Here is a 26,265-nt window from a genome sequence, read left to right as displayed (position 1 = left end):
GAAAAGTCCCCTTTGGGGATTTAGGGGAATGAAAGTAACAGAACACATCAAAAAAGCCAATAGTACGACGCAGTTTTCGTTCGAAATATTGCCGCCTTTAAAAGGGCATGATATCCAATCCATATTCAATAATATAGACCCGTTGATGGAATTCCATCCGCCATTTATCGACGTGACCTACCACCGTGAGGAATACATCTATAAAGAACTGGAAAACGGCTTGCTGAAGAAATTAGTGGTTAAAAAGCGTCCGGGAACGGTTGGGATTTGCGCGGCTTTGCAGAATAAGTACAACATTGATGCTATCCCACACATTCTCTGTGGCGGATTTACAAGGGAAGACACTGAGAACTTTCTCATTGACCTCGATTTCTTGGGGATTGACAATGTGGTGGCGCTTCGCGGCGATGCGGTAAAAAGTGAAACCTATTTTAAGCCAGAAAAAGAGGGGCATTGCTATGCTACAGATTTGGTGGCACAGATTCGTGATATGAACAAAGGAAATTATTTGCACGCCGAACTTGAAAACGCCAGTAAAACTAATTTCTGCATCGGTGTGGCGGGGTACCCTGAAAAACACATGGAAGCGCCAAACATGTACAGCGACCTTCATTTTTTGAAGAAGAAAATCAAGAATGGTGCGGAATACATCGTGACCCAAATGTTTTTTGATAATAAAAAATTCTTCGATTTTGTGGATAAGTGCCAAAAGGAGGGTATTACGATTCCCATAATTCCTGGGCTGAAACCGATTTCGACCAAAAAACAGCTCAATATGTTGCCGCATCGCTTTCATGTGGACTTGCCTGAAGCTCTTATTAGTGAAGTTTTAAAATGTAAAGACAATGCCCAAGTGCGACAAGTGGGCGTGGAATGGTGCATTGAGCAATCTAAGGAGCTCCAAAAAGCAGGAATTCCCGTTCTGCATTATTATTCTATGGGGAAAAGCGATAATATTAAAGCGGTGGCAAGTGCTGTATTTTGATTATTGTTTTACATTTGCGGCCTAATCGATTTTAATGAAACGTTTTTTATCCGTTCTTCTGTTTTTTTGTGGTTTGCTATCCTTTTCACAAGACAAAGACCCTAATATATTCAATGTAGATGCCAGTTATTTCTACGGAACCATTTTAGAGCACAATCCCGATATTTCGCACCTCATTACCGCCCATCCAACAGGTTTAATGTTGAGTTTCAACAAAAAAACTTACGGCTTTAAGGCCTGGGAAAGCCGATATAATTATCCGGACTGGGGATTTTCTTTCATCCATCAGGACCTGAAAAATCATTATTTGGGCGAGAATTACAGTGTGTATGCGCATTTCAATTTTTACTTACTCAAGCGTAATTTAAATTTCAGGGTTGGTCAAGGTCTTGCCTATGCCACAAAACCTTACGATAAGGAAACCAATTTTGTCAATAATGCCTACGGAAGTGATTTTTTGAGCACCACTTACATCATGCTCAATTATAAAAAAGAGAATATTTTTGAAGGATTTGGGCTTCATGGCGGGGTTTCGATCATTCATTATTCCAACGCCAATGTCAAGGCGCCCAACAATTCCACCAACACATTTGTGTTTAATGTAGGTGCCAATTATTTGTTCAATCACGAAAAAGAACCTGACTATATCGCTTCTACGGAAGAAAAGAAATTCACAGAACCCGTAAAATATAATTTTGTCTTTAGAGCGGGCATCAACGAGAGTGACGTGATTGGTACCGGGCAGTTTCCATTTTATAATTTATCGATGTATGCCGATAAGCGGCTCAATAGAAAGAGCGCGATACAAGTGGGAACGGATCTATTCTTCGCGACATTTTTAAAGGAATTGATTTATTTTTATTCGGTAGGTTTTCCTGAACTAGACGTGAGCGGAAGAGAAGATTGGAGGCGTTGGGGCATATTTGTGGGTCACGAACTGTTTATAAATAAGACCTCTTTAATTACCCAAGTAGGTTATTACGCCTACTACGACTACGATTTTGAGGGGCGCGTGTATAATAGAATTGGCTTGAAACGTTATTTTAGTGATACCGTTTTTGGAGCGATAACTGTAAAATCCCATGGTGCCAAAGCGGAAGGAGTTGAGTTTGGGATTGGCGTTCGGTTGTAGGTTGTCAAACGTGATAATTGAGTTTTTATTTGGAGGAATTGCTTGGGTTTGATAATGTTAAAAAAAGAATTAAGTTTGAGTGAAATGGCTAAATTTGAAAAAAGCAATCAAAATGGAAACGCATAATATTTCTATAGATATTCCGAACGATATTCTTTTGGCGCTAAATGAGACGGCGAATGATTTAAAGAAACGGATTAAGTTGACCCTAGCCATTGAATTGTATAAAAAGCAGAAGTTGACAATTGGAAAAGCTGCGCAACTATCAGAAATGTCTCGATTAGAGTTTGAAACCGAATTATCTAATCAAAAAATTTCAATTTCAAATCTTAGAAAAGAGGACGTCTTTCGAGATTTAGAGAAGTTGAAATAATGAAAAACGGACTTGTAATTTTAGATTCTGGCCCTATATTTTCATTGGCAAGTGTTAATAGGTTAGAAATGCTTGACTCCTTATTTGATAAGGCTGTTATTCCGAAAGCAGTATGGCAAGAAATCACGTTTCATCAAACAACTGAGAGCTATGAAATAATAGAACGGTTTCTTGAAAAGAGAGTTGTTGAGATTGAGGGTTTTAATGAGCTTTCATTTATAATGGATTATGGTGATTCAGAAGCTTTAATATTATATAGGCAACTCAAAGCAGACTTTCTTTTGATTGATGATAAAAAAGCCCGAAGCATTGCTGAAAACTCCAAAATAAACTGCATAGGAACTTTAGGAATACTCATACCTGCCAGACGCAGGAATTTCATAAAAGACTTGCGACCAATATTCAAGGGCTTCTTAGAAAATAAAAGATATTATTCCATAGGCCTTCTCAATGAGGTGTTGAAGACTTTTGATGAAGAGTTGTTGAACGATTAGTCAAATGTATTTGACTCCTGCTATAATTATTTGAATTAGAAATTTAATGAGAAACTTTTTTTATTTGCTAATGCCCATTTTTTTATTATCCTGCAATGGCGAGAACGTGCCCAATTGTTTTCAAAATGCAGGGGATCTCATCCAAAAGGAATTTGCGGTAGAACCTTTTACCCAAATTACCGTATTTGAGCGTATCGAGCTCATCATTACTCAAGCTCCCGAGCAAAAAGTGACGGTTGAAACTGGCGAATATCTCATGAACGATATCGAAGTCAAAGTTGAAAATGGCCGACTCAAACTCTACAATAATAATGCCTGCAATATCACTCGTGATTATGGCTTGACCAAGATTTTTGTGAGCGTCCCAAATCTAACTGAAATACGCAACAGCTCAGGATTGGCGGTAAGAAATGAGGGTGTCCTCAATTTTGATAGGCTCGCCTTGATTTCTGAAGACGCCAACGGAGAAGACACGTTTCATACCGATGGAGATTTTCGTTTGGAGGTCAATTGCATCGATTTTTCGGTTGTGGTCAATAATTTGTCAAGTTGTTATATCAGCGGCCAAACCACCAATGCCACAATTGGATTCTTTTCGGGTGATGCTCGTTTTGAAGGTCGAAATTTTATAGCCCAAAATGTGACTATTTTTCAGCGTAGTAGTAACGATATGATTATTAATGCCCAACAATCTTTAAAGGGTGAGATACGAAGTACAGGTGACGTCATACTTGTCAACACACCACCAATAGTTGCGGTGGAACAGTTTTATACAGGGAAGTTGATTTATGAGAATTGAGTTGGATTTTGGTTGGTTGGAAGGCGGAAGATGGGAGACGAAAGACCGAAGACGAAAGAAGGAAAAAGGAAGACCGAAGACGGAAGACCGAAGACCGAAGACGAAAGAAGGAAAAAGGAAGACTGAAAACTGAGACATAAACTTATTGTTCTCGCAAACCTGCCTGCCGCCAGGCAGGGGCGCAAAGGCGCAGAGGAACAATGGAATAAATGAATAATTTTACTGAGACTGAGACTGAGACTGAGACTGAAGACTGCCAACTGAAGACTGAAAACTGAAACCTAATTCGTCAATTCCCGAAACAAACTTTCCAAGCTCGCATTTTTCTGGTTGAGCTGAAGGATTTTCAACTCATTGTCATGTGCAAAGTCAAAAACCTTTGAGCGCATGTCGTCCGAAGTGGCAAAGGTGATTTCATATGTAAAATCATGGGTGTTCTTTACCGATTTCGCTTTGGGGAGTCTCAATAAGAAAGCATCTTCTACACGATAATCAAATTCAACAATAACCGTTTGTTCTGTGTCATCACGCAAATCCTTCAGTTTCTTGTCGGCAACGATTTGGCCTTTGTTGATGATAATGACGCGGTCGCAAATGGCCTCGACTTCTTGCATGATATGCGTTGAAAGAAATACCGTTTTATCGGCACCCACATTTTTGATCAAATGCCTAATCTCAACCAGTTGATTTGGGTCCAAGCCCGTTGTGGGTTCGTCTAAGATAAGCACATCTGGGTTGTGCAGCAGAGCATTAGCCAGGCCAACCCGTTGGCGATAGCCTTTAGATAGTTGTCCGATTTTTTTATGCACTTCGGGGGTCAATCCGGTAAGTGTGATGACTTCCGCGATTCTCGCTTTGGAAACCTTATAAATGCCCGCATTGAAGTTGAGATACTCCTTCACATACATGTCCAGATAAAGCGGGTTGTGTTCTGGCAAATAACCAACACTTTGTTGCACTGCCTGTTTATTAGTTACCACATCTTTGCCGGTTACTATGGCAAAGCCTTCCGAAGCAGAACTATAAGTGGTCAATATTTTCATCAATGTGGATTTTCCAGCACCATTTGGGCCTAAAAAACCTACGATCTCACCCTTATTGATCTTGAATGAAATATGGTCTAACGCACGCTGTTCGCCATAGACCTTTGAGATGTTTTCAACTTCAATAGACATGATTTGGATATTTACTCAAAAATAGGGATTATTCGTAAACAGGTTTGTTTTTAATGACAATTCTTTAAAACTGCTAAAAAAAATAAAAAAATAGCAACTATCCATTTCTATTTGTTGAAAATATAATTACTTTAGCAGTCAATTAGCGAATCAATGTTAGCAAATACTACATATTTTAACTGGTTTTATTTCTTTTTCAGCAAAAAGAGCGAGGCCTTATATGTATAAATGACATAACAATTTATAATAGGAGTCTCGATGAAAATCGGGACTTTTTTTTTACCATATAGTTTGCAAAGCAATTTTAAGTTGAAACAAAACACGATAATTTTGAGTAAATCCCATCCTGAAACGACGGCGGTTAAACAAACCCAACCAGTAAAAACCATTAAATCGGTTGCCATACAAGGTGTGAAGGGCTCATTCCACCATATTGTTTCGCAACAGTATTTTGATACCAGTGTAAAGGTTAATGAATGCATGACCTTTGCTGAGGCGGTCGATAGTTTGTTGACTGGTCAAAGTGACGCGGTTATAATGGCTTTGGAAAATTCCATCGCAGGGTCTATTTTGCCTAATTACGCCTTGATTGATGACCATAACCTACACATAATTGGTGAGCATTATCTCGACATTCAACATTGCTTGATGGCGCTTCCTGGTCAGGAAATCGCCGATATTAGGGAAGTATATTCCCACCCAATGGCATTGTTGCAATGCAAGGCTTTTTTTAGAAAGCATCCTCATATCAAACTTATTGAGGATAAGGATACCGCCGAAGTGGCGGAGCGCATTCAGAAAAAACAATTGAAAAATGTGGCAGCCATTGCGTCTCAATTGGCTTCAGAGTTTTTTGAACTCGAGATTTTGGAGCACAGCATCCAAACCATAAAAAACAATGAAACCCGATTTGTAATTGTAGAGCGAGAGGTATCCAATCTGGATACTGCTCATTTCAACAAAGCTTCTTTAAAATTTGAACTCGACCACAAACGTGGGAGTTTGGCGGCGCTGTTGAATGTGCTAAGCGATTGCAAGTTGAACCTTACCAAAATACAGTCCCTCCCAAAGATTGAAACCCCTTGGAAATACGCCTTTTTTGTTGATGTGACTTTCGAGTCTTACTCCGATTTTGAAAAGGCCAAAGCCATTGTTGCGCTTATGGCGCAGGATTTTAAGATTTTGGGCGAATATAAAAACACAAGTTTATGATAGCTGTTGCCAACCGATTAGCGCACGTTGAAGAATACTACTTCTCAAAGAAATTGAGGGAAGTCGCTGCCTTAAAAGCAAAGGGCAAACCCATTATCAATTTGGGTATTGGGAGTCCCGACCTTGCCCCGCCAGAGCGCGTGCTCAATGGCTTGGTGGAGGCTTTTGAAGAACCCAGCGCACATAAGTATCAAAGTTATCAAGGGATTCCAGAACTTCGAGAGGCTATTGCCAAATTTTATAGAACCCAGTTCAAAACCTATTTGAACGCCGATAATGAGATTTTACCACTCATGGGCAGCAAGGAAGGTATTTTTCATGTTTCCTTGGCTTTTTTAAATCCGGGAGACGAGGTGCTTATCCCAAACCCTGGCTATCCCACGTACGCCTCGGTCACTAATTTGGTGGGCGCCACGCCAGTATTTTATGATTTGACTGAAACCAACGATTGGCATCCCGATTTGCTGGCCTTAGAAAAAAGGGGTCTTAAAAAGGTCAAATTGATGTGGGTCAATTATCCGCACATGCCAACAGGAGCTACAGCGTCCAACAAATTATTTGAAGATTTGATTGGCTTTGCCAAACGTAATGATATTTTATTGGTCAATGATAATCCGTATAGCTTTGTGCTCAACCCAAAGCCTAGAAGCATCTTAAAATACAAAGGGGCGAAAGACGTGTGTCTCGAACTCAATTCGTTGAGCAAAACCTTTAATATGGCAGGTTGGCGTGTTGGCATGCTTTTGGGGCATGAGACCTATTTAAAAGCAGTGCTCAAAGTGAAGAGCAATATGGATTCTGGCATGTTTTTGGGCATTCAGCGCGGTGCCATTGAAGCATTGGACTGTTCCGAACTTTGGTATGGTAGCTTAAACAGCGTTTATCAAGAACGTCGTGAAGTCGCTTGGAAAATTGCCGATGTCTTAAAATGCACTTATGATAAAAATGCCACGGGTTTGTTTATTTGGGCAAAACTGCCCGAGCATATTGATGCGGAAGATTACGTCGATACCATATTAAAAGAACGGTCTATTTTTATCGCTCCAGGCACTATTTTTGGCAGCAATGGCAAAGGGTATATCCGCATTTCGCTTTGTGCGGAATTGGAAGAAATGGAAGAGGCATTGGCAAGATTGAGATAATATGAAACAGATATATATAATAGGTGTAGGGTTAATTGGCGGAAGCATGGCCTTGGATATCAAGTCCAAGTATGAGAACGTAACGGTTTTCGGCATTGACAACAACCAAAAGCATATTGAGGAAGCCATAGCTTTAAAAGTCATAGATGCAGAGGCGAAACTGGAGGATTTGCAAAATGCCGATTTGGTAGTGCTCGCGATTCCTGTGGATGTGGCCTTGTTGGAACTGCCAAAAGTATTGCACCATATTGCTGATACTACTTTGGTATTTGACGTAGGTTCCACAAAATCACCAATATGCCAAGCCGTGGAGCAGCATCCCAGAAGGCGTAATTTTTTGGCGGCGCACCCCATTGCAGGTACCGAGTTTTCTGGGCCAAGTGCGGCAATTCCCGGGTTGTTCAACGCTAAAGCCAATATTATTTGTGAGGTTGAAAAAACCGCGTTTAAGCTGCAGGAAAAAGCCTTGCAATTGTTCAGTGATTTGGGCATGCGCATTCGTTACATGAATCCTGTGGCTCATGATAAACACATCGCTTATGTATCGCATCTCTCCCATATCTCGGCTTTTATGCTGGGTAAAACGGTAATTGATAAAGAAAGAAACGAACGAGACATTTTTGATATGGCGGGGAGTGGTTTTGAAAGCACCGTGCGCTTGGCCAAAAGCTCCCCAAATATGTGGACTCCCATTTTTAAGCAGAATAAAGACAACGTGATTGAAACCTTGGAGGAATACATCAGCAACTTACAGCAATTCAAAAATTATATGGAGGCCGATGATTTTGAAGGTATCTTTAATGAGATGAAAAACACCAATCATATTAAAGAGATCTTGAAGGGGATAAAGTGAAGTGGGTGCTTAGAAGTTGGTAGTGGGTAGTTGGTAGTGGGTAGTTGGTAGGGGGTAGTAGAATAGAAGTATATGTTTGGAATTGGTTGGGAATGTGCAAATCAAGTTGGGCCCAAAAGTCCCGAAGCGACGAAATACAATTTTCTAATCCTGAAGGGACCGCATATAATAGAGAAAGAGATTTAGAATTCAAAAACAATAGTGAATCAAGATATTTTAAGATGAAATATCTGAAAAACAAAACGCATGGAAAACAAGAAAGAACTTAGAGGTTGGTTAGATAATTTCGGATTAAACCATCCATTGGTCATTGCAGGACCCTGCAGTGCCGAAACCGAAGCACAAGTGCTAAAGATAGCGCACCAACTTAAAGAGAGTGATGCCACCGTTTTACGTGCAGGCATCTGGAAACCAAGAACACGTCCAGGAAATTTTGAAGGTGTTGGTGCTTTGGGTCTCAAATGGTTGCAAAAAGCAAAACAGGAAACCGGTATGTTAACCACTACAGAGGTTGCCAATGCCAATCATGTGGATTTGGCGCTTAAACACGATGTTGATATTTTGTGGATTGGAGCAAGAACCACTGTGAGTCCGTTTATTGTGCAGGATATTGCAGATGCCTTGAAAGGAACAGATAAAATAGTGCTTATCAAAAACCCAGTAAACCCCGATCTAGCTTTGTGGCTTGGTGCCGTAGAACGCTTTCACACGGCCGATGTCAAGAATTTGGGCGTAATTCACAGAGGCTTTTCAACCTACGAAAAAACGAGATACCGTAACAATCCTGAATGGCAGATTGCAGTAGATCTGCAAAATCGCTTTCCAGATTTGCCATTGATTTTAGACCCTTCGCACATTGCAGGACGTCGCGATATCATCTTTGATCTGTGCCAAACCGCACTGGACCTCAATTACGACGGAATGATGGTGGAAACCCATTACGACCCAGACAATGCCTGGAGCGATGCCGCCCAGCAAATTACGCCAGAGACCTTGATTCAAATCACTAAAGATCTTAAAATCAAAAAGGAAACTGCGGAAGGTGCCGACTATAATAACAAGTTGAATACCTTAAGAACACAAATTGACGTGGTTGACCATCAACTTATTGATATGATGGGCAAACGAATGAAAGTTGCCGATGAGATTGGAGCACTTAAAAAGACGAAAAACGTTGCGGTACTGCAAACCAAACGTTGGAATGAGATTTTGGGCAAAATGATTCTGCAAGGCGAGGAAAAAAACTTGAGCGAGGAGTTTATTCTTCGAGTTTTCAAAGCCATCCACCAAGAATCGATTAACCACCAAGAAAAGGTTATTAACGGATAAGCATCAAAAGCCTCATGTTATTGAGGCTTTTTTTATGCGCTTTACGCAATGAACTGCCCGGTTCACTCATTGTTGCTTTTTAATTGTCAAGTACTCTGCTAAGTTTGACATTCAAATTTAAAAAGCACCATCATGAAAAAAACACTACTTATTGTATCGGTTTTAATGAGCTTGTCTATATATGGACAAACATTGATTAAAGGAACAGTTTATGACCCTAATGGCGCCTTGCCTTTGGCCAATATTTTGGTAAAACATTCAACTAAAGGAACAGCTACCGACCATGAAGGGCGGTTTTTGATTTCGGCAAAACCTGCAGATACCTTGATTATTTCCTATTTGGGATTTGCAACCAAGCACATCCCTGTTGGGCAAGCCGAAAGCATAACTGTTGTATTGGATGAGTATGAGGCCCTGGACGAAGTGGTTATCTATGGTTTTGGCTCCAGAACTATGTCATGTCATACGATCCAATGCAGCATTTGTTGTATGGTAGCTCATGATTCTTCTGAAGCTCAAGAGCTAAAGGAATCGCCCAAAACAAAGCTTTTTCCAAATCCTTCAAAAGACGGTTTCTTCCAAATAAAAACAGAAGCGCCTTTTTCAGAATTGAAAGTGATAGTGGCCAATATTTCAGGCAGGATTATTTCCGAAGAAAATTATGACGCGTCAAATGCTAAGTTATGGATTGACCTATCCAATGAAGCCGCTGGCATATATCTTGTAAATCTATATGCTGAAGGTGAAAAGATCGCTTCAAAAAAAGCGATTATATATTAAGGAGTGCTCTTTTGATTTAAAAGGGTAAAAATAAATGCTTGTGTACTTATTTTAGCTTGGTCTTCTGAACTTTTTATCGTCTGGTTTTTTAGAATAATAAGACCAAGATGGGATATGGCAACAATAAAATTCGTTATTTTGTTTTTCAATAGTAATCAATGACAGGAACCGTTTATAAATCCACCGGCAGTTGGTACACCGTGAACACAGATCTTGGTGCGAGCTACCAATGCCGAATCAAGGGTAAATTTAGATTGAAGGGCATAAAAAGCACCAATCCCATTGCGGTTGGAGACCATGTGGATTTTGAACTGGAAACCAATAATGATGTGGTTACTGGTGTTATCCATCGCATTCACGATCGAACGAACTACATTATTAGGAAATCGGTCAATCTATCTAAGCAAACACATATCATTGCGTCCAACATCGATCAGGTTTTTTTATTGGTCACAATAGATAATCCGCCCACCTTTACAAGTTTTATAGATCGGTTTTTGGTCACTGCGGAAGCCTATTCCATCAAAACGGTCATTTTATTCAATAAAGTAGACACTTATTCCAACGATACTTTAGATGAGGTGCGTTTTCTGGCGCATGTGTATCGAAAAATAGGGTATGAGTGTATAGGCATTTCCGCAGAGACAGGGAAGAATGTGGATCAAGTAAAAGCTTTAATGGCAGATAAGGTAAGCATGTTTGCGGGACATTCAGGCGTTGGTAAATCTACCTTGATCAATGCCATAGAGACAAACTTGGATCTTAAGACCAAGGCTATTTCGGCGCAACATCAACAAGGGCAACATACCACAACCTTTGCAGAGATGTTTGATTTGAGCTTTGGCGCCCAGATTATCGATACGCCAGGAATCAAGGGGTTTGGGATTGTAGATATGGACAAGGAAGAAGTTGGCGATTATTTTCCAGAATTCTTCAAATTAAAACAAGATTGCAAATTCAACAATTGTTTACATATTGAAGAGCCCAATTGCGCTGTTAAAAACGCATTGGATAAAGATGAGGTCGCTTATTCTAGATATAAGAGTTATGTTCAAATTATAGAAAATGATGATGAGAACTACAGAACAGACATTTGGGAAACCCAATAATTTGTCCTTTTGAAAATGCGTGTTGTGCAAAAATGAGTACAAAATCAATAAATTACAGGCGTTTCAAAACATTTTCCTGTAATGTGCCTAGAAATCCAAAACATTTTATTTAAATTCGTCCACACAAAACGTGGTTAAGGTAGCCTAAAGCAGGTTTTACCGCAGTAACCTAATTGTATTTTTATTTTTTAATTACAATTTTTTTATATCTTTAACGCTTAAACTAATCAAATTAAGAACAAGAACGATGAAAAGACTATTTTCTATCTTAGCCATAGCAACCATCATGGCCTCCGGTACTGTAAACGCAAGTACCAATGCTTTCACAGTTGAAACTGCAACATCTGCAGCAGTGGCAACACCATTTCAAGATGCAACAGAAGAAGCAGCCACAACTGCTGATACTGAGTTGTCATTTACCCAACAAGTAAAAGAACGCTTTATTGAAGGTGGTCCTTTCTTTATGGGCATTGTATTGCTGACTTTGATTCTAGGATTGGCTATTTGTATTGAAAGAATCATTTATTTGAACCTTGCCACTACAAACACTAAAAAATTAACTCAGGATGTGGAAGATGCACTTAACTCTGGTGGTGTGGAAGAAGCTAAGGAAGTTTGTAGAAATACAAAAGGACCTGTGGCCTCAATTTTCTACCAAGGTTTGGATAGAGCAGATGAAGACATAGATGCAGCCGAGAAAGCCGTCGTGGCTTATGGAGGTGTTCAAATGGGGCAGTTGGAAAAGAATGTGTCTTGGATTTCCTTATTTATCGCCTTGGCACCAATGCTTGGTTTCATGGGTACGGTATTAGGTATGATTGATGCTTTTGATAAAATTGAAGCAGCTGGTGATATGAACCCTTCTCTTGTAGCTGGTGGTATTAAAGTAGCACTTTTGACTACAGTATTTGGACTTATTGTTGCGATTATCCTACAAATCTTTTACAATTACATTATTGCTAAGATTGACAGTATCGTTAATGATATGGAAGATGCGTCTATCACTTTAATGGATTTGTTGGTAAGATACAAGGTCAAAACAACCAAAACCGTTATAAAATAAATCACACACAAATATGACTATTCAAAAAATAATCAAAATTATTGCTTTGGTAATAGGATTGATCGCAATATTCTTCTTGGTAAGAATAATGATGATTGGTGATGAAGCTATTGAGGCAGATGTGGCTAATCAGTCTGTATTGTCCAATTTTGCAACATTGGCTTACATTGTACTAGCTATAGCGACCTTCTCTGCGGTTGTATTTAGTCTTATTAACTTGGTAAGTAATCCAGACAAGCTTAAAAAGTCGCTCCTATCGTTTGCTGTTTTTGCAGTAATATTGGTGGTGGCCTATTTTATATCCTCAGGAGAAGCAAGACAATTGAGTGATGGCACTACTTTAACAGCAGGGCAGTCTCAACTCATTGAAGCAGGTATCAAGGCATTTTATATCTTAATACTATTGGCGGCATTTTTAATGCTTGCATTTGGAGTTAAGAAAATGTTCAGTAAATAAAAATCAATTATGGCAAAAAGAGCAGCACCAGAAGTGAATGCAGGATCTATGGCAGATATTGCGTTCTTACTCCTTATATTTTTCTTAGTGACTACGACCATTCCCAAAGACTCTGGAATCCCCAGAAAATTACCTCCTATTGATGATACTGAGCAGGATGTAATAATTAAGGAAAAAAACGTTTTTACGGTACTCATCAATAATAAGGATCAATTGTTGGTGGAAGATCAGGTTATGGAACTCAAGGATGTGAGACCAGCTGCAATTGCATTTTTGGATAATGGTGGTGACGGTAGTTGCTCTTACTGTAAAGGGAAGCGCGATCCAAAGTCCTCAGACAATCCAGATAAGGCGATTATCTCCTTGAAAAATGAAAGAGAGACTTCTTATGCAGCTTACATTTCTGTTCAAAATGAATTGGTAGCAGCTTATAATACGTTGCGTAACATACGTGCCAAAGAAATTGGTCCAAAACGAGGTTTTGCCGAGATGGATTTTGTGGAAATGGAAACCAATTTAAAAGATCCTAAATTTAACGGCAATAAGGAAAAACTGAAGGATCTTGTTGATCAAATTAGAACCGAATACCCAGAGAAACTTTCAGAAGTACAATAACTTAAAAGCACTTAGTAGATGTCTAAATTCAAGAGTAAAAAAGATAATGCTTTACCAGCAATGAACACTGCGTCCTTACCAGATATCGTTTTTATGCTTTTATTCTTTTTCATGGTTGTTACCGTGATGCGAGAAGATACATTGCTTATAGAAAACATTTTACCCGTGGCAAATCAAGTGGAAAAATTGGACAAGAAATATCCAATAAGTTACATCTACATGGGGCAGCCAGCGAAAGGTTACGAGAAGTTTGGTGAGGCTGCAAGAATCCAGTTAAATGATAAATTTGCTGAAATCTCAGAAGTTCAATCGTTTATCAATGCAGAGCGCTTAGCACTGCGTGAAGAAATGATTCCCTATTTAACTGTCTCTCTTAAAGTGGATAAAGACGCCAATATGGGCGTCGTCATGGACGTGAAGCAGGAACTTAGAAAGGCAAATGCGCTTAAAATCAATTATACAACTGGTACTGGTGATGTATCTCAGAATATGGACTAGTAGAGTTTAAAAATTTCAATTTAAAAAGCACCTTATGGGTGCTTTTTTTGTTTTGGCACTGTCTTAATTTTAGTGTTTATTCCGCTATATTTGTTTTATGAAGAAGTCCTTTTACTTAGTCTTTATATGCACTTTGATGGCTTGCTTTGCGTTTTGCCAAAATAAAAAACCGCCTATTGCCGAAGCAGTAAAAAATGATACCATAAAAGTGATTGATACCGAGTATCGCGAAGATCAGTTTTATGCGGGCATTACCTATAATCTATTGGGAGCTAAGCCCAGTGGGGTCAGTCAGAGTGGTTTTTCCAGTGGGTATCACTTTGGTTTTATTAGGGACTTCCCAATCAATCAACGACGCAATGTGGCTATTGGCGTGGGACTTGGTGTCACTTCCAATTCTTATAATAATACCTTATTGATTTCTAAGGCTGGTTCAAAATTAAGCTACAATGTGTTAAACGATGAGGATGTTTCTTACGATAAAAATAAGTTTACCAACTATGCCTTTGAGTTGCCAATAGAATTTAGATGGCGTACATCAACAGCAACAAGTTATGATTTTTGGCGTATCTATACAGGATTGAAGATTGGGTATGTGGTTTACAGTTCAACCAAGTTTCAAAGTGGGGAAGGGGATATCCAGTTATCTGGTGTTGAAGATATCAATAGGTTTCAATACGGTTTGACGTTTAGTGCTGGCTATTCGAACATCAGTTTTTACATATATTATGGGCTCAATAAAATGTTTAAACCCGAAGCCATTGTTAGTGGTAGTCAGGAGCCAGTAGGGATGAACGCCATAAAGATAGGCTTGATGTTTTATATTCTATAATGCTACATCCAATAGTTCAAAATGATCAACTGTGGCAGTAGCCCAACAAAAAACCCCATGATGAGCTCCAAGGGTGAGTGGGCTTTGAGGTGCAGTCTTGAGCTTGCTATGGCGCCCAGTATGATGAACATCAAGGCAAGGCTTCCGTTGATGTTGATCTTAAAATGAATCCCAACCGCGACCGCAAACATAAAAAATCCTGCAGCTCCAATCATATGGATGCTCGCTTTAAATTGAATCAATGCCAATGCAAGGCAGGTTATTGTGGAGATTAAAATACCTAAAAAGAAAAAGTATAACTCCGGAATTTCTCCCAACGGAAAAACCCGATTCACAATGAGCAGTATGATGGCACAATTGATAAGCAATGGTAAGCGGCGCTCTTCAGTAGTTTGAAGGTGTAGCGATTTTACTTTTTTTAATGTTTTCAGCAGCACATAGAGCAGTATGGGTAGGACAATCGTTAGTATTACGATTGAAAATAACTTCGCCTTGATCACAGGCTCAGGAACAAATCGCGGTGTTTTTGAAAAATAAAAGACCACACCCAACAGAGGCATCAATAAGGGATGGAATATGTAGGAAATACTGGCTAAGAGCTTGTTCATCAAATCTTCTTCCGCAATCGTGCCACAGGGATGTCTAACTGCTCTCTATATTTCGCTATGGTTCTACGTGCAATTGGATAGCCTTTTTCTTTTAGAATTTTGGCAAGTTTCTCGTCGGTCAACGGTTTGCGTTTGTTTTCTTTTTCCACAACCGTTTCAAGGATTTTCTTGATTTCTCTAGTAGATACTTCCTCGCCCTGGTCGTTGGTCATAGACTCACTAAAAAACTCTTTTATAAGCTTCGTTCCGTAGGGTGTGTCTACATATTTGCTGTTGGCCACACGGGAGACCGTTGAAACGTCCATTTCGATTTCGTCGGCGATATCTTTTAAGATCATGGGTCTCAATTTGCGTTCATCACCGCTCAGAAAGTATGCTTTTTGATAATGCATGATAGAACTCATGGTCACGAAAAGCGTTTGCTGCCGCTGTTTGATAGCTTCAATAAACCATTTGGCAGCATCCAATTTTTGCTTGATGAACTGCACGGCATCCTTTTGTGATTTGCTTTTATCCTTGGCTTCTTTGTAGCCCTTCATCATGTTGCTATATTCTCGTGAAACATGAAGTTCTGGCGCATTTCGGCCGTTCAGGGTAAGCTCCAATTCCCCATCTACAATGGTTATTGCAAAATCTGGGATGACATGCTCAACGATACGGTTATTGCCGGCATAAGAACCTCCTGGCTTTGGATTAAGATGCTCAATCTCGTCAATGGCATCCTTGAGTTGTTGCTCTGTAATGTCAAATTTTTGGATGAGCTTTTGGTAGTGCTTCTTACTAAATGGATCAAAGGCTTTATCAATGAGTTCGATGGCCAATTCCACATCGGGATTTTTTTCTTTGCGATGCAACTGAATGCTTAAGCACTCTTGTAAATTGCGTGCACCAACGCCCGAAGGATCCAACTGATGTACTTTATTTAGTACTTTTTCTATTTTTTCTTCGGAAGTGAATACGTTTTGGGTAAAGGCCAAATCATCCATAATATCACTTAGGGATCGCCTGATGTAACCACTCTCATCCACACTACCCACTAAGAATTCAGCGATCTCGCGTTCCTCATCGCTCAACCTAAAGGTGTTGAGTTGGCTATTTAAATGTTGGGTAAATGAAGTGCCAGCCGCGTAAGGCACATTCTTTTCCTCATCATCGGCGCTATAGTTATTGGCTCTGGTGCGGTAGTCTGGGACGTCGTCATCACTCAAATATTCATCGACATTGATGTCTTCAGCCTCAATGGTTTCGTTATCGTTGTAATCGTCTTCAGAATTGTCGAACTCCTCAAAATTATCTTCAAACTCATCGGAAGTTTCCTTACCGCCTTCCAAGGCAGGATTGTCTTCCATCTCCTGCTTTAAGCGCTGCTCAAAAGCTTGCGTAGGCAGTTGAATCAACTTCATCAACTGGATTTGTTGAGGAGAGAGTTTCTGTGATAATTTAAATTGAAGAAATTGCTTCAGCATCGTCTGTTGTAAACCTGTTTGAAAGTAAAATTAATAAAAAACTGTTGATAGTAGCGGTTTTGATGAGATTCTTTTTACAGGATAGTGATGTAAAAAGGAGAATGCTTAAACTAAAAACCCCACAGTTCCGCATTGAGGGAACTCTGAGGTTTTACTAAAGCTTTAGTTTATCTGTTGGGTGGGCGCCAAACAAATTTCTGATTTTGAAACGTCGCTAAATTGCGAGCAAATTAAAAATCCGCATTCTGTGGTGTTCTCGGGAAAGGGATCACGTCCCTAATATTCCCCATTCCTGTGGCAAACATGACCAATCGCTCGAAGCCGAGTCCGAAACCGGAGTGAACCGCAGTACCATACTTACGTAAATCGAGGTACCACCACAATTCCTTTTCGTCAATATCCAAGGCTTTCATCTTTTCCTTAAGCACTTCCAAACGCTCTTCACGTTGAGAACCGCCCACCATTTCGCCAATTCCAGGGAAAAGGATGTCCATGGCACGTACGGTTTTGCCATCTTCGTTTAAACGCATGTAAAAGGCTTTAATGTTGGCTGGGTAATCAAATAAGATCACGGGACATTTAAAATGCTTTTCAACCAAGAAGCGTTCGTGCTCGCTTTGAAGATCGGCACCCCATTCTTCGATGATGTATTTGAATTTCTTTTTCTTGTTGGGCTTGCTGTCTTTTAAGATATCAATGGCTTCGGTATAACTCACGCGCTTGAAGTTGTTATCTACCACAAATTTGATTTTATCGATAAGACTCATTTCCGAGCGATCGGCTGCAGGCTTGGTTTTTTCCTCATCCAAAAGGCGTTGTTCCAAAAACTCGAGATCCTCACGGTTGTGTTCTAAGACGTAGTTTAGCACCGATTTCATGAAAGCTTCCGCCAAGTCCATATTCCCTGCAAGATCCATAAAGGCGACCTCTGGCTCAATCATCCAAAATTCAGCCAAATGGCGAGAGGTATTGGAGTTTTCAGCCCTAAAGGTTGGGCCAAAAGTATAGACCTTACCCAGTGACATGGCGTAGGATTCTGCTTCCAACTGGCCAGATACGGTTAAATTGGTCTCCTTTCCGAAGAAATCCTCCTTATAATTAACTGATCCGTCCTTGTTTAAAGGCGGGTTTTTGGCATCGAGATTACTTACTCTAAACATTTCGCCGGCACCTTCCGCATCACTACCCGTGATGATAGGGGTGTGCACATGATAAAAGCCGTTGTCATTAAAATACTTATGAATGGCAAAAGACAGCGAAGAGCGCAAACGCATCACGGCACTAAACGTATTGGTTCTTGTGCGCAAGTGGGCGTTTTCCCTTAAAAATTCAAAGGAATGTTTTTTTGGCTGAATGGGGTAATCGTCAGGATGTGAATCGCCTAAAATTGCGATGCTATTGACCTTGATCTCCACCTTTTGCCCTTTGCCTTGACTTTCCACCAATTCTCCCTCAATGTGTACGGCAGCACCTGTGGTAATGCGTTTCAAGATGGCTGCATCGGTTTGTTCAAAATCAACAACACATTGAATGTTGTTCAAGGTTGAGCCATCGTTAAGCGCGATAAATCGATTGGCTCTAAAGGTTCTTACCCAACCGTTGATTTCTATGGGTTGTAGTGGTAAATCTTGTTTTAGTAATTGTGAGACAGAATACGTCATTATTGATTTTTTTTTAAATAGAAATATAAATATCTAGGATTTTATTTTTTTTGCGGAATCATCCTCCTCGTCGTCTTCCTCGTCATTTTCCCCTGGAATGATATTGATGCTTGGTTCTCGTAGGGTGTCCTTATTGGCGATACTGCGTTCTAAGCCCAGCAAGAGTGAAGGCAACAAGAGTAAATTGGATAACATCGCAAACAGTAAGGTTGCTGATACCAATGCACCTAAAGCCACCGTGCCGCCAAAACTGGAAATGGTAAACACACTAAACCCGAAGAATAATACGATAGAGGTATAAAACATACTCACACCAGTTTCCCGCAAAGCGCCAAATACCGATTTACGAATCTTCCAATGGTTGGCTTGCAATTCTTGACGGTATTTTGCCAAAAAGTGAATGGTGTCATCTACCGATATCCCGAAGGCAATGCTAAATACCAAGATGGTTGAGGGTTTTATAGGCACACCCAAATATCCCATTAGGCCAGCGGTAATAAGCAATGGCAATAAGTTGGGAATGAGTGAGACAATAATCATACGGAACGATCTAAACATATAGGCCATAAATAGCGCAATCAAGAAAATGGCGAGTGACAGTGAAATCACCAGATTTTTTACCAAATAATTGGTGCCCTTTTGAAAAACCAAGGCTTTCCCTGTTAGGATAACATCATAGCGATCTTTAGGAAACTCCTTGTTGATTTTGGTAAGAAGATCTTCTTCAATACGCTGCATATTATCGGTGCCTATATCCTTCATAAAGGTCGTGATGCGCGCATATTGGCCGGTGCTGTCCACAAAATTCTTCAGCATATCTGCATTGCCTGAAGAGTTTTTGGCATAAGAAAGAATAAAGCTATTTTCTTGCCTGGTTGGGAGTTGATAGTATTTAGGATTCCCGTTATAGTAGGCTTGTTTGCTGTATTTCACTAAACTTACCACCGAGATTGGTCTAGAGAGTTCTGGGATATCATTGATGAGTTCCTCAAGTCTCTCCATGCGCTCTAAGGTATTTAGTTTCATCACACCTTTCTTGCGCTTGGTATCAATCATGATTTCCAAGGGCATGATGCCATTGAATTCTTCTTCGAAAAAGCGAATGTCCTGAAAAAATTCGGCATCCTGTGGCATGTCCTCAATGAGGCTGCCTGATACTTTTATTTGATAAATCCCAATAATGCTCAAAATGATCAACAGTAGCGAGGTGCCATAAATGGCAATCTTCTGGTTTTTGACCATGTGCTCGATCCAATTGACAAAACCACCAATCCAACGCTTATTTAAATGTTCTAAATGCCGTTCTTTTGGGTAGGGCAAAAAGGTATAAATGATAGGGATGATGAGCAAGCACAATAAAAAGATGGAGAGAATACTCAGTGATGCCACGACACCAAACTCTTTTAAGAGTGTGCTTTCTGTCAATATAAACGTTGCAAAACCCGAAGCGGTTGTGATGTTGGTCATCAAAGTCGCATTGCCAACTTTAGTGATCACCCGTTGCAGCGACCGCACTTTATTGCCATGTAATTTTACCTCGCGCTGGTATTTATTGATCAAGAAGATACAATTGGGGATGCCAATAACGATAATCAATGGAGGTATGAGCGCTGTTAAAACAGTGATCTCATACCCGAGCAAACCTAAAATACCAAAGGTCCACATCACACCAATACAAACTACAATCAATGAGATGAAGGTTGCCCGAAACGATCTAAAAAATAAAAAGAAGATAAAAGAGGTCACAAGTAGGGCGCCACCAATAAACAGACCAATTTCATCTACGATGTATTGGGAATTGAGTGTGCGAATGTAGGGCATGCCAGACACGCGTACATCCATTTCTGTAGCAGTCTCAAAGTCTTGAATGAGAGGTTCGAGCTCGTTGATTATAAAATCTTTACGGGCTTCGGTATTAACAATGTCCTTTTTGATGTAGATCGCGGTTCTTACCGTCTCGGTCTTTTTGTTGAACAGGAAATTGTCGTAAAATGGATATTGCTCAAATAGCTGTTTTTTCAAACGGTTTATTTGAGCCATAGAACTTAGAGAATCTTTTATAAAAGGCTCGAGATCAAACTTCTGTTCTTCATCATTTTTGACCAACTTTTGAAGGTCCTTAATGGAAACAACAGATTCAACCGCGTTGAATTTTTTGAAATCTTCTGAAAGCTGGTTCCAGGCGTTTAATTTTTCAACTGAAAATAGCGTTGAATCCTTGACGCCTAACACAATGAGATTGCCTTCTTCTCCAAAGATCTTTAAGAAATCATTGTAAATGAGATTGACTTCGTGGTCATCTGGCAATAGGTTGGCTTCAGAAAAGGTAAAGCGCATGTGCTTCCATTGGGAACTAAATAACAAAGTTGCCAATATAATGAAGATCAAAATACTAATTTTGTTACGCAAGATCAATCGCGCAACAACCTTCCAAAACCCAGTTGTCAATGCTTTAAGTGTTTAAGTTTTAAGACAAGCGCAAAGGTATAGAAAAAGCAAGGGAAATGGCTTGTGTTTTTAGGGATATATTATTTTTTGAAAATCTCCTTTTTCAGCATAAAAACCGCGCAGTTCAAAATAGAAACCTTCAAAATCACAAGCTGATGTTGAAGGTGAATTTGAGCGCTAAGTTGTCTTCAAAAGTTGGTAGATGGTAAGCGCCATAGCGGTAGGCAAAACTAAGCCCAAAACCGAATAACAGTTTGTTGATTTCCAGCCCAGCTTCAGAAAAACCGCGATCCAAGGTGTTGAAATCTATGTTTTGATGCCGCGCTATATTGTTCATGTTTCCCAAAGCAAAGCGTGAAATGAGTACCAATTGTGGTTTGAATCTTTTTCCGATATCAAAAGGTTTGACATAATGCTTTAACTGAAGGGTGGCCAAACGGTCTGAAAAAAATTCGTTGAAAAACATGGTTTCAAAACTGTTGATGCCAGCTACCGAAAACCGTTTAATGATGGTGGGCTTGTTGACATTGTTGGGGTAGGCATGGTATAAATGAGAAAGTGGTGCATCCCCAAAAGCGATGTTCGTGGTTAGGGTCGCTTCAGTAAAGCTCTGTTCATTGTATTTAAATTTATGGATGGCTCTAAAATCGGTTTTAAAGAAATTGAAATCACCTTTGACGACATCTTTAAAGCTTTTGGTCAATTGCAGTGTGAATTTGGGATAACCATCTTCTTTCTCAACAATAGCGTCGTTTGCCTTAACCTCATATGTGCTGTAAGGGCTCCACTGCAAAGCGATTTTGGCGGTGGAGACGTGCCAATTTTTATAGTCAATTCCATCAAGTCGATACAGGTAGTCATAAGTGGGATCGATCTTGCTTATCGCCAATTCTGTTTCCGATAGCAAATGATAGCTAATGCTGTGTTCTACTGAAACCGCTTTGGTAATATATTTGTGAAATAAGTTGATATTTAGTAAACGTGGTTCAAAAAAGGAGAAAAAACGCTTATCCGTGATAAAATCTGAACTTCCAGTTTCTTGCAAATCGTCAGTATAGGATAAATTGATCCAGGTATTGGTTGGCGCATTTACCCTGAAACCGCCACCAATACGATATTTGAAACGATGGTCCCTAAAGCCATATACGACGTAACTGTTAATGCGGTATTTTGCTGAAAACGCATCATTGGTCACGCCACCAAGCCCTGTACGGAAGCCTTCGTATTGATTGAACTTGACCAGGTAGCGCAAGTCAATATCCAAGAATTGTGTGGGGAAATACCCGTTGCCCAATTGTTTAATAAATCGGGTTTTGCTCAGCGAATCTTGATCAACGCCAACAGTATCTATTTCGGTTGTGGGTACTTGGGCGTTCGTGGCATAAGCAAACAATAAAAAGATTACAAGACAGAGATGCCTAAGCATGAGCAATGAGGGATATGTTAAATTAATAGCTAAAAAAAGCGACATGTTTCAGTCGCTGTACTATTTATACGGTCATGATCTCTTTTTCTTTGACATCATAGAGATCATCAGCCTTTTTAACGTACTTGTCGGTCATTTGTTGCACATCAATCTCTGCATTCTTTTGCTGGTCCTCAGAGGCATCCTCTAGATCCTTGATTTCGTTGTTGGCATCCTTTCTGGCACTTCTAATCCCTATTTTGGCATCCTCAGTTTCAGCTTTGGCTTGTTTGGATAAGGTTTTTCTGCGTTCCTCAGTGAGTGGTGGTACGTTGATGATGATGGTCTCGCCATTGTTCATGGGATTGAAACCGAGGTTAGCGTGCATGATGCCGCGCTCAATTTCCTGTAACATGCCTTTTTCCCAAGGTTGTACGGTGATGGTTCTTCCATCTGGGGTATTGACGTTGGCCACTTGTGATAAAGGTGTTTTTGAACCGTAATAATCCACCATAACACTTCCCAACATAGAAGGGCTTGCCTTACCGGCTCTAATATTCACAAATTGTTTTTCTAGATGCTTGATGGCACTATCCATGGATTCTTTAGTTGAATCCAATATAAATTTAATGTCTTCGTTCATGGTTATAAAACTTTAATATTTCGACGCTGATTTAAGATGTAAAGATAAAAATTTCGGTTGAAATTTAGAGATTCACTTTTGTGCCAATATTTTCTCCGGAAACTACTTTAAGAAGATTTCCTTTTTTGTTCATATCAAAAACAATGATTGGCAAATTATTTTCTTGGCTCAATGTGAAGGCAGTGGTATCCATGACTTTAAGTCCTTTTTTTAGAACTTCCGCAAAAGTGATATGATCAAATTTTATGGCGTTGAGATCTTTTTCAGGGTCTTTATCATAGATGCCATCCACGCGCGTTCCTTTTAGAATAACGTCTGCCTCAATTTCAATGGCACGTAAAACTGCTGCGGAATCTGTAGTAAAATAGGGATTTCCCGTGCCACCACCAAATATAACCACGCGGCCTTTGTTGAGGTGGCTCATGGCTTTACGTCTAATAAAAGGCTCGGCAACCTCGTTTATTTTTATGGCGGTTTGCAAGCGTGTCTTTACATCTTGATCTTCTAGAGCGTTCTGTAATGCCAAGCCATTGATCACGGTTGCCAACATGCCCATATGATCGCCTTGAACGCGGTCCATGCCATTCATGGCGCCAGCAACCCCTCTAAAAATATTTCCTCCTCCAATAACGATGGCGACTTCAACGCCAAGATCTGTGATTTCCTTGATGTCACGAGCATATTCTGATAGCCGTTCTGGATCAATACCATATTGGCGGGATCCCATGAGCGCCTCGCCAGATAATTTGAGAAGGATTCTTTTGTATTTCATGTGTTGAAGTGGTTTTTTCTAAGTTGCGTTATGATGAAATCCTGAAAAAAAGAACGACCATCACAAGTTGGGCAAATATAGTCAATATCTTTTTTTATTTTAAAACAAGAGTTGCTAAATAAAAAAAACCATTAGCGCTAATGCCCTAATGGTTTTTGTTTTGAAATAGGTAATGCGTGGTTTACTAATTATCCAACGCTCACACGTCTAAACCCAACAACTTCAACGTTGCCATAAGTTTCGATGTATTTAGCAACCGTCATTTTATCATCTTTGATAAATTTTTGGTCCAATAAGGCTTTTTCTTGGTCTAAGGTCGTATTATCTGAAATAAAACGGTCCATTTTCCCAGGAAGGATGCGATCCCAAATCTGCTCTGGTTTGCCTTCGTGCTTCAATTCTGCTTTTGCTGCTGCTTCTGCTTCTGCAACCACTTCTGGCGTGAGTTGCGCCATTGAGATGTAAGATGGTACGTTTTTCAAGGTTTTACCCAAACGACCCAATTCAATGTTGTCTTTTTCAATCACAGCGATTCTTGCTTCAGTTTCAGAAGCGATGAAACCGGGATCAAAATCCTTAAAAGACAAAGTTGTTGCCCCCATAGAAGCCACTTGCATTGCAACGTCTTTTACCAAGGTTTCTGCTTTGTCCACTTTAGCCGAGAGTGCAACTAGGGCTGCAATCTTATTGATGTGTACATAAGTACCAACAAATGGCGCTTCAAGACGTTCAAAAGCAGTGATGTCTAATTTTTCTCCAATAACGCCGGTTTGTTCCGTCAATTTATCGCTTACGGTCATGCCTTCAAAATCGGCATCCAAAAGTTCTTCCTTAGTTTTGCAGTTCAAGGCAATATCGCCAAGCTGTTCTGCCAAGGCCACAAAATTTTCATTTTTTCCAACAAAGTCGGTTTCACAACCCAATACAATTGCGACACCTGCAGTTTCATCGGCATTGATTTTTGAGACAGCTGCACCTTCAGAGGAATCTCTATCGGCACGCTTCTCTGCAACTTTTTGCCCTTTTTTACGTAATACTTCAATGGCTTTGTCAAAATTACCTTCTGCCTCAACCAATGCTTTTTTGCAGTCCATCATGCCTGCTCCTGTAGCTTGTCTTAATTTATTTACTTCTGCTGCTGTTACTTTAACCATGATTTAAATAGGTGTTTAATTTAAAACAGTCGTTTAATTTTTATTCCGTTAAGAAAAGAATTAAACGACTGCCTTATACTGTGTGATTATTGATTTATTCTTCTTCGTTAGCTGCGACGTCAGTGCCTGCTTTTTTCTCAGTTTTTACCTCAGTCTTTTCGTCTTTGGCTTCAACTTTTTCAGTTTTAGCTTCCGTCTTTTCAACTTTTGCTTCGCTGTTTTCAGCTTTGGCTGCGGTTGATTCAACTATTGCCTCGCTGTTTCCTGCTTTAGCCTCTTTTTTCTCAGCTTTAGCTTCTTTGCCTTCTGCTTTCTCTACATCATCAGCTTTCTCTGCTTTCTCTGCCTTTTTAGCCTTTTTCTCAGCTTTTTCCTCTGGAGTCAATTCTTTTTTGTCTTTTTTATCACCAGTGGATTTTTCGTCTTTAGCGTCCTTTTCAGTTTTTTCTGATTTTCGTTCCGCTAAACCATCGGCGACCGCTGAAGTGACTACAGACATGATTTTCTCGATAGACTTAGAAGCATCATCGTTGGAAGGGATTAAATAATCCACCTCACGAGGGTCGGAGTTGGTATCTACCATTGCGAAGATTGGAATGTTCAATTTCTGTGCTTCTGCAATTGCAATGTGCTCACGCTTGATATCCACTACGAATAAAGCTCCTGGCAAACGGGTCATGTCTGAAATAGAACCTAAGTTCTTTTCCAATTTCGCTCTTTGGCGATCTACCTGCAAACGTTCTTTTTTAGAAAGCGAGTTGAATGTGCCGTCTTTCTTCATACGATCGATCATGGCCATTTTCTTGACCGCTTTTCTAATCGTTACAAAGTTGGTCAACATTCCGCCAGGCCATCTTTCAGTGATATATGGCATATTGACGTTTCCTGCTTTTTCGGCAACAATGTCTTTAGCCTGTTTTTTAGTAGCAACAAAAAGGATTTTTTTACCTGAAGCAGCAATCTTTTGCAATGCCTCCCCAGTTTCCTTGATCTTCGCTTGAGTCTTGTAAAGGTTGATGATATGGATGCCGTTACGCTCCATATAAATGTAGGGTGCCATGTTAGGATCCCACTTTCTTGTAAGGTGGCCAAAATGTACGCCAGCCTCCAATAATTCTTTTACTGTTGTTTTTTCCATGTTGTAATGTGTTTACGTTCTTTTAAATTAGCAATGTTAGAGTGGTTGCTTGCGCTCGCCTTTAACATTTAGATGCTAAACTTTAGCCTGAATCTTTTTATGGTTTTCAGGATTTTTTTGGT

At 39.9% G+C, this 26,265-nt stretch carries 26 protein-coding genes and 1 pseudogene; 17 read left to right on the top strand and 10 right to left on the bottom strand.

The window, feature by feature from the left end; translation table 11 throughout:
- The first annotated feature begins 28 nt into the window (after nucleotides 1-28).
- The 6 genes from metF to ESY88_RS20795 all read left to right on the top strand — a co-directional run bounded on the left by metF (nucleotide 29) and on the right by ESY88_RS20795 (nucleotide 3,923).
- Nucleotides 29-985 carry a methylenetetrahydrofolate reductase [NAD(P)H] gene (gene metF, locus ESY88_RS00475; RefSeq protein ID WP_147084889.1) on the top strand — a complete coding sequence of 319 codons (957 nt, stop codon included), beginning with the start codon at nucleotides 29-31 and terminating at the stop codon, nucleotides 983-985.
- Nucleotides 986-1,019: 34 nt separating this feature from the next.
- Entirely contained in the window at nucleotides 1,020-2,117 is a 1,098-nt protein-coding gene (locus ESY88_RS00470; protein ID WP_147084888.1) for an acyloxyacyl hydrolase, read from the top strand.
- A 94-nt stretch (nucleotides 2,118-2,211) separates the two neighbouring features.
- Entirely contained in the window at nucleotides 2,212-2,490 is a 279-nt protein-coding gene (locus ESY88_RS00465) for a UPF0175 family protein (RefSeq protein WP_223270674.1), read from the top strand.
- Nucleotides 2,490-2,984, top strand: coding sequence for a DUF3368 domain-containing protein (locus ESY88_RS00460; RefSeq protein WP_147084887.1), 495 nt, complete (start codon nucleotides 2,490-2,492; stop codon nucleotides 2,982-2,984). Before ESY88_RS00465 ends, ESY88_RS00460 begins: the two co-directional genes overlap by 1 nt.
- A gap of 70 nt (nucleotides 2,985-3,054) precedes the next feature.
- Entirely contained in the window at nucleotides 3,055-3,783 is a 729-nt protein-coding gene (locus ESY88_RS00455; RefSeq protein ID WP_223270673.1) for a head GIN domain-containing protein, read from the top strand.
- A complete protein-coding gene (locus ESY88_RS20795; RefSeq protein ID WP_189702476.1) occupies nucleotides 3,780-3,923 on the top strand; it encodes a hypothetical protein in 144 nt (47 codons plus the stop codon). Before ESY88_RS00455 ends, ESY88_RS20795 begins: the two co-directional genes overlap by 4 nt.
- Before the next feature lie 141 nt (nucleotides 3,924-4,064).
- On the opposite strand, the gene gldA is transcribed toward ESY88_RS20795, so the two are convergent.
- Nucleotides 4,065-4,958 (bottom strand): gliding motility-associated ABC transporter ATP-binding subunit GldA, encoded by an 894-nt coding sequence (gene gldA, locus ESY88_RS00445; RefSeq protein ID WP_147084885.1) that lies wholly within the window; start codon nucleotides 4,956-4,958, stop codon nucleotides 4,065-4,067.
- A 387-nt stretch (nucleotides 4,959-5,345) separates the two neighbouring features.
- Between gldA and ESY88_RS00440 the strand changes: the two genes are divergently transcribed.
- From ESY88_RS00440 to ESY88_RS00390, 11 genes are all read left to right on the top strand, one after another.
- A complete protein-coding gene (locus ESY88_RS00440; protein ID WP_223270678.1) occupies nucleotides 5,346-6,170 on the top strand; it encodes a prephenate dehydratase in 825 nt (274 codons plus the stop codon).
- Entirely contained in the window at nucleotides 6,167-7,312 is a 1,146-nt protein-coding gene (locus tag ESY88_RS00435; RefSeq protein WP_147084883.1) for a pyridoxal phosphate-dependent aminotransferase, read from the top strand. The genes ESY88_RS00440 and ESY88_RS00435 overlap by 4 nt, the downstream gene beginning before the upstream one ends.
- 1 nt (nucleotide 7,313) lies before the next feature.
- Nucleotides 7,314-8,165 (top strand): prephenate dehydrogenase, encoded by an 852-nt coding sequence (locus ESY88_RS00430; protein WP_147084882.1) that lies wholly within the window; start codon nucleotides 7,314-7,316, stop codon nucleotides 8,163-8,165.
- A gap of 246 nt (nucleotides 8,166-8,411) precedes the next feature.
- Nucleotides 8,412-9,494: a bifunctional 3-deoxy-7-phosphoheptulonate synthase/chorismate mutase type II gene (locus ESY88_RS00425; RefSeq protein WP_147084881.1), complete on the top strand. Its 1,083-nt coding sequence runs from the start codon at nucleotides 8,412-8,414 to the stop codon at nucleotides 9,492-9,494.
- A 132-nt stretch (nucleotides 9,495-9,626) separates the two neighbouring features.
- Nucleotides 9,627-10,274 carry a carboxypeptidase-like regulatory domain-containing protein gene (locus ESY88_RS00420; protein ID WP_147084880.1) on the top strand — a complete coding sequence of 216 codons (648 nt, stop codon included), beginning with the start codon at nucleotides 9,627-9,629 and terminating at the stop codon, nucleotides 10,272-10,274.
- A gap of 158 nt (nucleotides 10,275-10,432) precedes the next feature.
- Entirely contained in the window at nucleotides 10,433-11,383 is a 951-nt protein-coding gene (gene rsgA, locus ESY88_RS00415) for a ribosome small subunit-dependent GTPase A (RefSeq protein WP_147084879.1), read from the top strand.
- Between the two features lie 247 nt (nucleotides 11,384-11,630).
- Nucleotides 11,631-12,446, top strand: a complete 816-nt coding sequence (locus ESY88_RS00410; RefSeq protein WP_147084878.1) for a MotA/TolQ/ExbB proton channel family protein — start codon at nucleotides 11,631-11,633, stop codon at nucleotides 12,444-12,446.
- A 13-nt stretch (nucleotides 12,447-12,459) separates the two neighbouring features.
- Complete coding sequence (locus tag ESY88_RS00405) at nucleotides 12,460-12,903, top strand: hypothetical protein (RefSeq protein ID WP_147084877.1); 444 nt, start codon at nucleotides 12,460-12,462, stop codon at nucleotides 12,901-12,903.
- A 9-nt stretch (nucleotides 12,904-12,912) separates the two neighbouring features.
- Nucleotides 12,913-13,518, top strand: a complete 606-nt coding sequence (locus tag ESY88_RS00400; protein WP_147084876.1) for an ExbD/TolR family protein — start codon at nucleotides 12,913-12,915, stop codon at nucleotides 13,516-13,518.
- A gap of 18 nt (nucleotides 13,519-13,536) precedes the next feature.
- Complete coding sequence (locus ESY88_RS00395; protein WP_147084875.1) at nucleotides 13,537-14,016, top strand: ExbD/TolR family protein; 480 nt, start codon at nucleotides 13,537-13,539, stop codon at nucleotides 14,014-14,016.
- A 97-nt stretch (nucleotides 14,017-14,113) separates the two neighbouring features.
- The gene (locus tag ESY88_RS00390) at nucleotides 14,114-14,848 is read left to right on the top strand and encodes a porin family protein (RefSeq protein ID WP_223270672.1); all 735 of its coding nucleotides are present in this window, start codon (nucleotides 14,114-14,116) and stop codon (nucleotides 14,846-14,848) included.
- A 2-nt stretch (nucleotides 14,849-14,850) separates the two neighbouring features.
- On the opposite strand, the gene ESY88_RS00385 is transcribed toward ESY88_RS00390, so the two are convergent.
- From ESY88_RS00385 to rpsB, 9 genes and pseudogenes are all read right to left on the bottom strand, one after another.
- A complete protein-coding gene (locus ESY88_RS00385) occupies nucleotides 14,851-15,456 on the bottom strand; it encodes a hypothetical protein (RefSeq protein WP_147084874.1) in 606 nt (201 codons plus the stop codon).
- Nucleotides 15,456-16,922 carry an RNA polymerase factor sigma-54 gene (rpoN, locus tag ESY88_RS00380; RefSeq protein ID WP_147084873.1) on the bottom strand — a complete coding sequence of 489 codons (1,467 nt, stop codon included), beginning with the start codon at nucleotides 16,920-16,922 and terminating at the stop codon, nucleotides 15,456-15,458. The genes ESY88_RS00385 and rpoN overlap by 1 nt, the downstream gene beginning before the upstream one ends.
- 230 nt (nucleotides 16,923-17,152) lie before the next feature.
- Complete coding sequence (gene asnS / locus ESY88_RS00375) at nucleotides 17,153-18,583, bottom strand: asparagine--tRNA ligase (protein WP_147084872.1); 1,431 nt, start codon at nucleotides 18,581-18,583, stop codon at nucleotides 17,153-17,155.
- Nucleotides 18,584-18,616: 33 nt separating this feature from the next.
- Entirely contained in the window at nucleotides 18,617-20,971 is a 2,355-nt protein-coding gene (locus ESY88_RS00370; protein WP_223270671.1) for an efflux RND transporter permease subunit, read from the bottom strand.
- A 205-nt stretch (nucleotides 20,972-21,176) separates the two neighbouring features.
- A complete protein-coding gene (locus ESY88_RS00365) occupies nucleotides 21,177-22,502 on the bottom strand; it encodes a hypothetical protein (RefSeq protein WP_223270670.1) in 1,326 nt (441 codons plus the stop codon).
- A 19-nt stretch (nucleotides 22,503-22,521) separates the two neighbouring features.
- Nucleotides 22,522-23,079 carry a ribosome recycling factor gene (gene frr, locus ESY88_RS00360; protein WP_147084870.1) on the bottom strand — a complete coding sequence of 186 codons (558 nt, stop codon included), beginning with the start codon at nucleotides 23,077-23,079 and terminating at the stop codon, nucleotides 22,522-22,524.
- 64 nt (nucleotides 23,080-23,143) lie between these two features.
- Nucleotides 23,144-23,851 carry a UMP kinase gene (pyrH, locus tag ESY88_RS00355; protein ID WP_147084869.1) on the bottom strand — a complete coding sequence of 236 codons (708 nt, stop codon included), beginning with the start codon at nucleotides 23,849-23,851 and terminating at the stop codon, nucleotides 23,144-23,146.
- 188 nt (nucleotides 23,852-24,039) lie between these two features.
- On the bottom strand, nucleotides 24,040-25,005 hold the full coding sequence (tsf, locus tag ESY88_RS00350) for a translation elongation factor Ts (protein ID WP_147084868.1): 966 nt from the start codon (nucleotides 25,003-25,005) through the stop codon (nucleotides 24,040-24,042).
- A 331-nt stretch (nucleotides 25,006-25,336) separates the two neighbouring features.
- Nucleotides 25,337-26,143, bottom strand: a pseudogene (rpsB, locus tag ESY88_RS00345) (30S ribosomal protein S2); the annotation flags it as partial.
- Between the last annotated feature and the right edge of the window lie 122 nt (nucleotides 26,144-26,265).

This window comes from Subsaximicrobium wynnwilliamsii, assembly GCF_007997225.1.
GTDB classification, from domain to species: domain Bacteria; phylum Bacteroidota; class Bacteroidia; order Flavobacteriales; family Flavobacteriaceae; genus Psychroserpens; species Psychroserpens wynnwilliamsii.
Note: the sequence above shows the minus strand (reverse complement) of the source record. Positions and strands in the feature narration are given on the sequence as shown.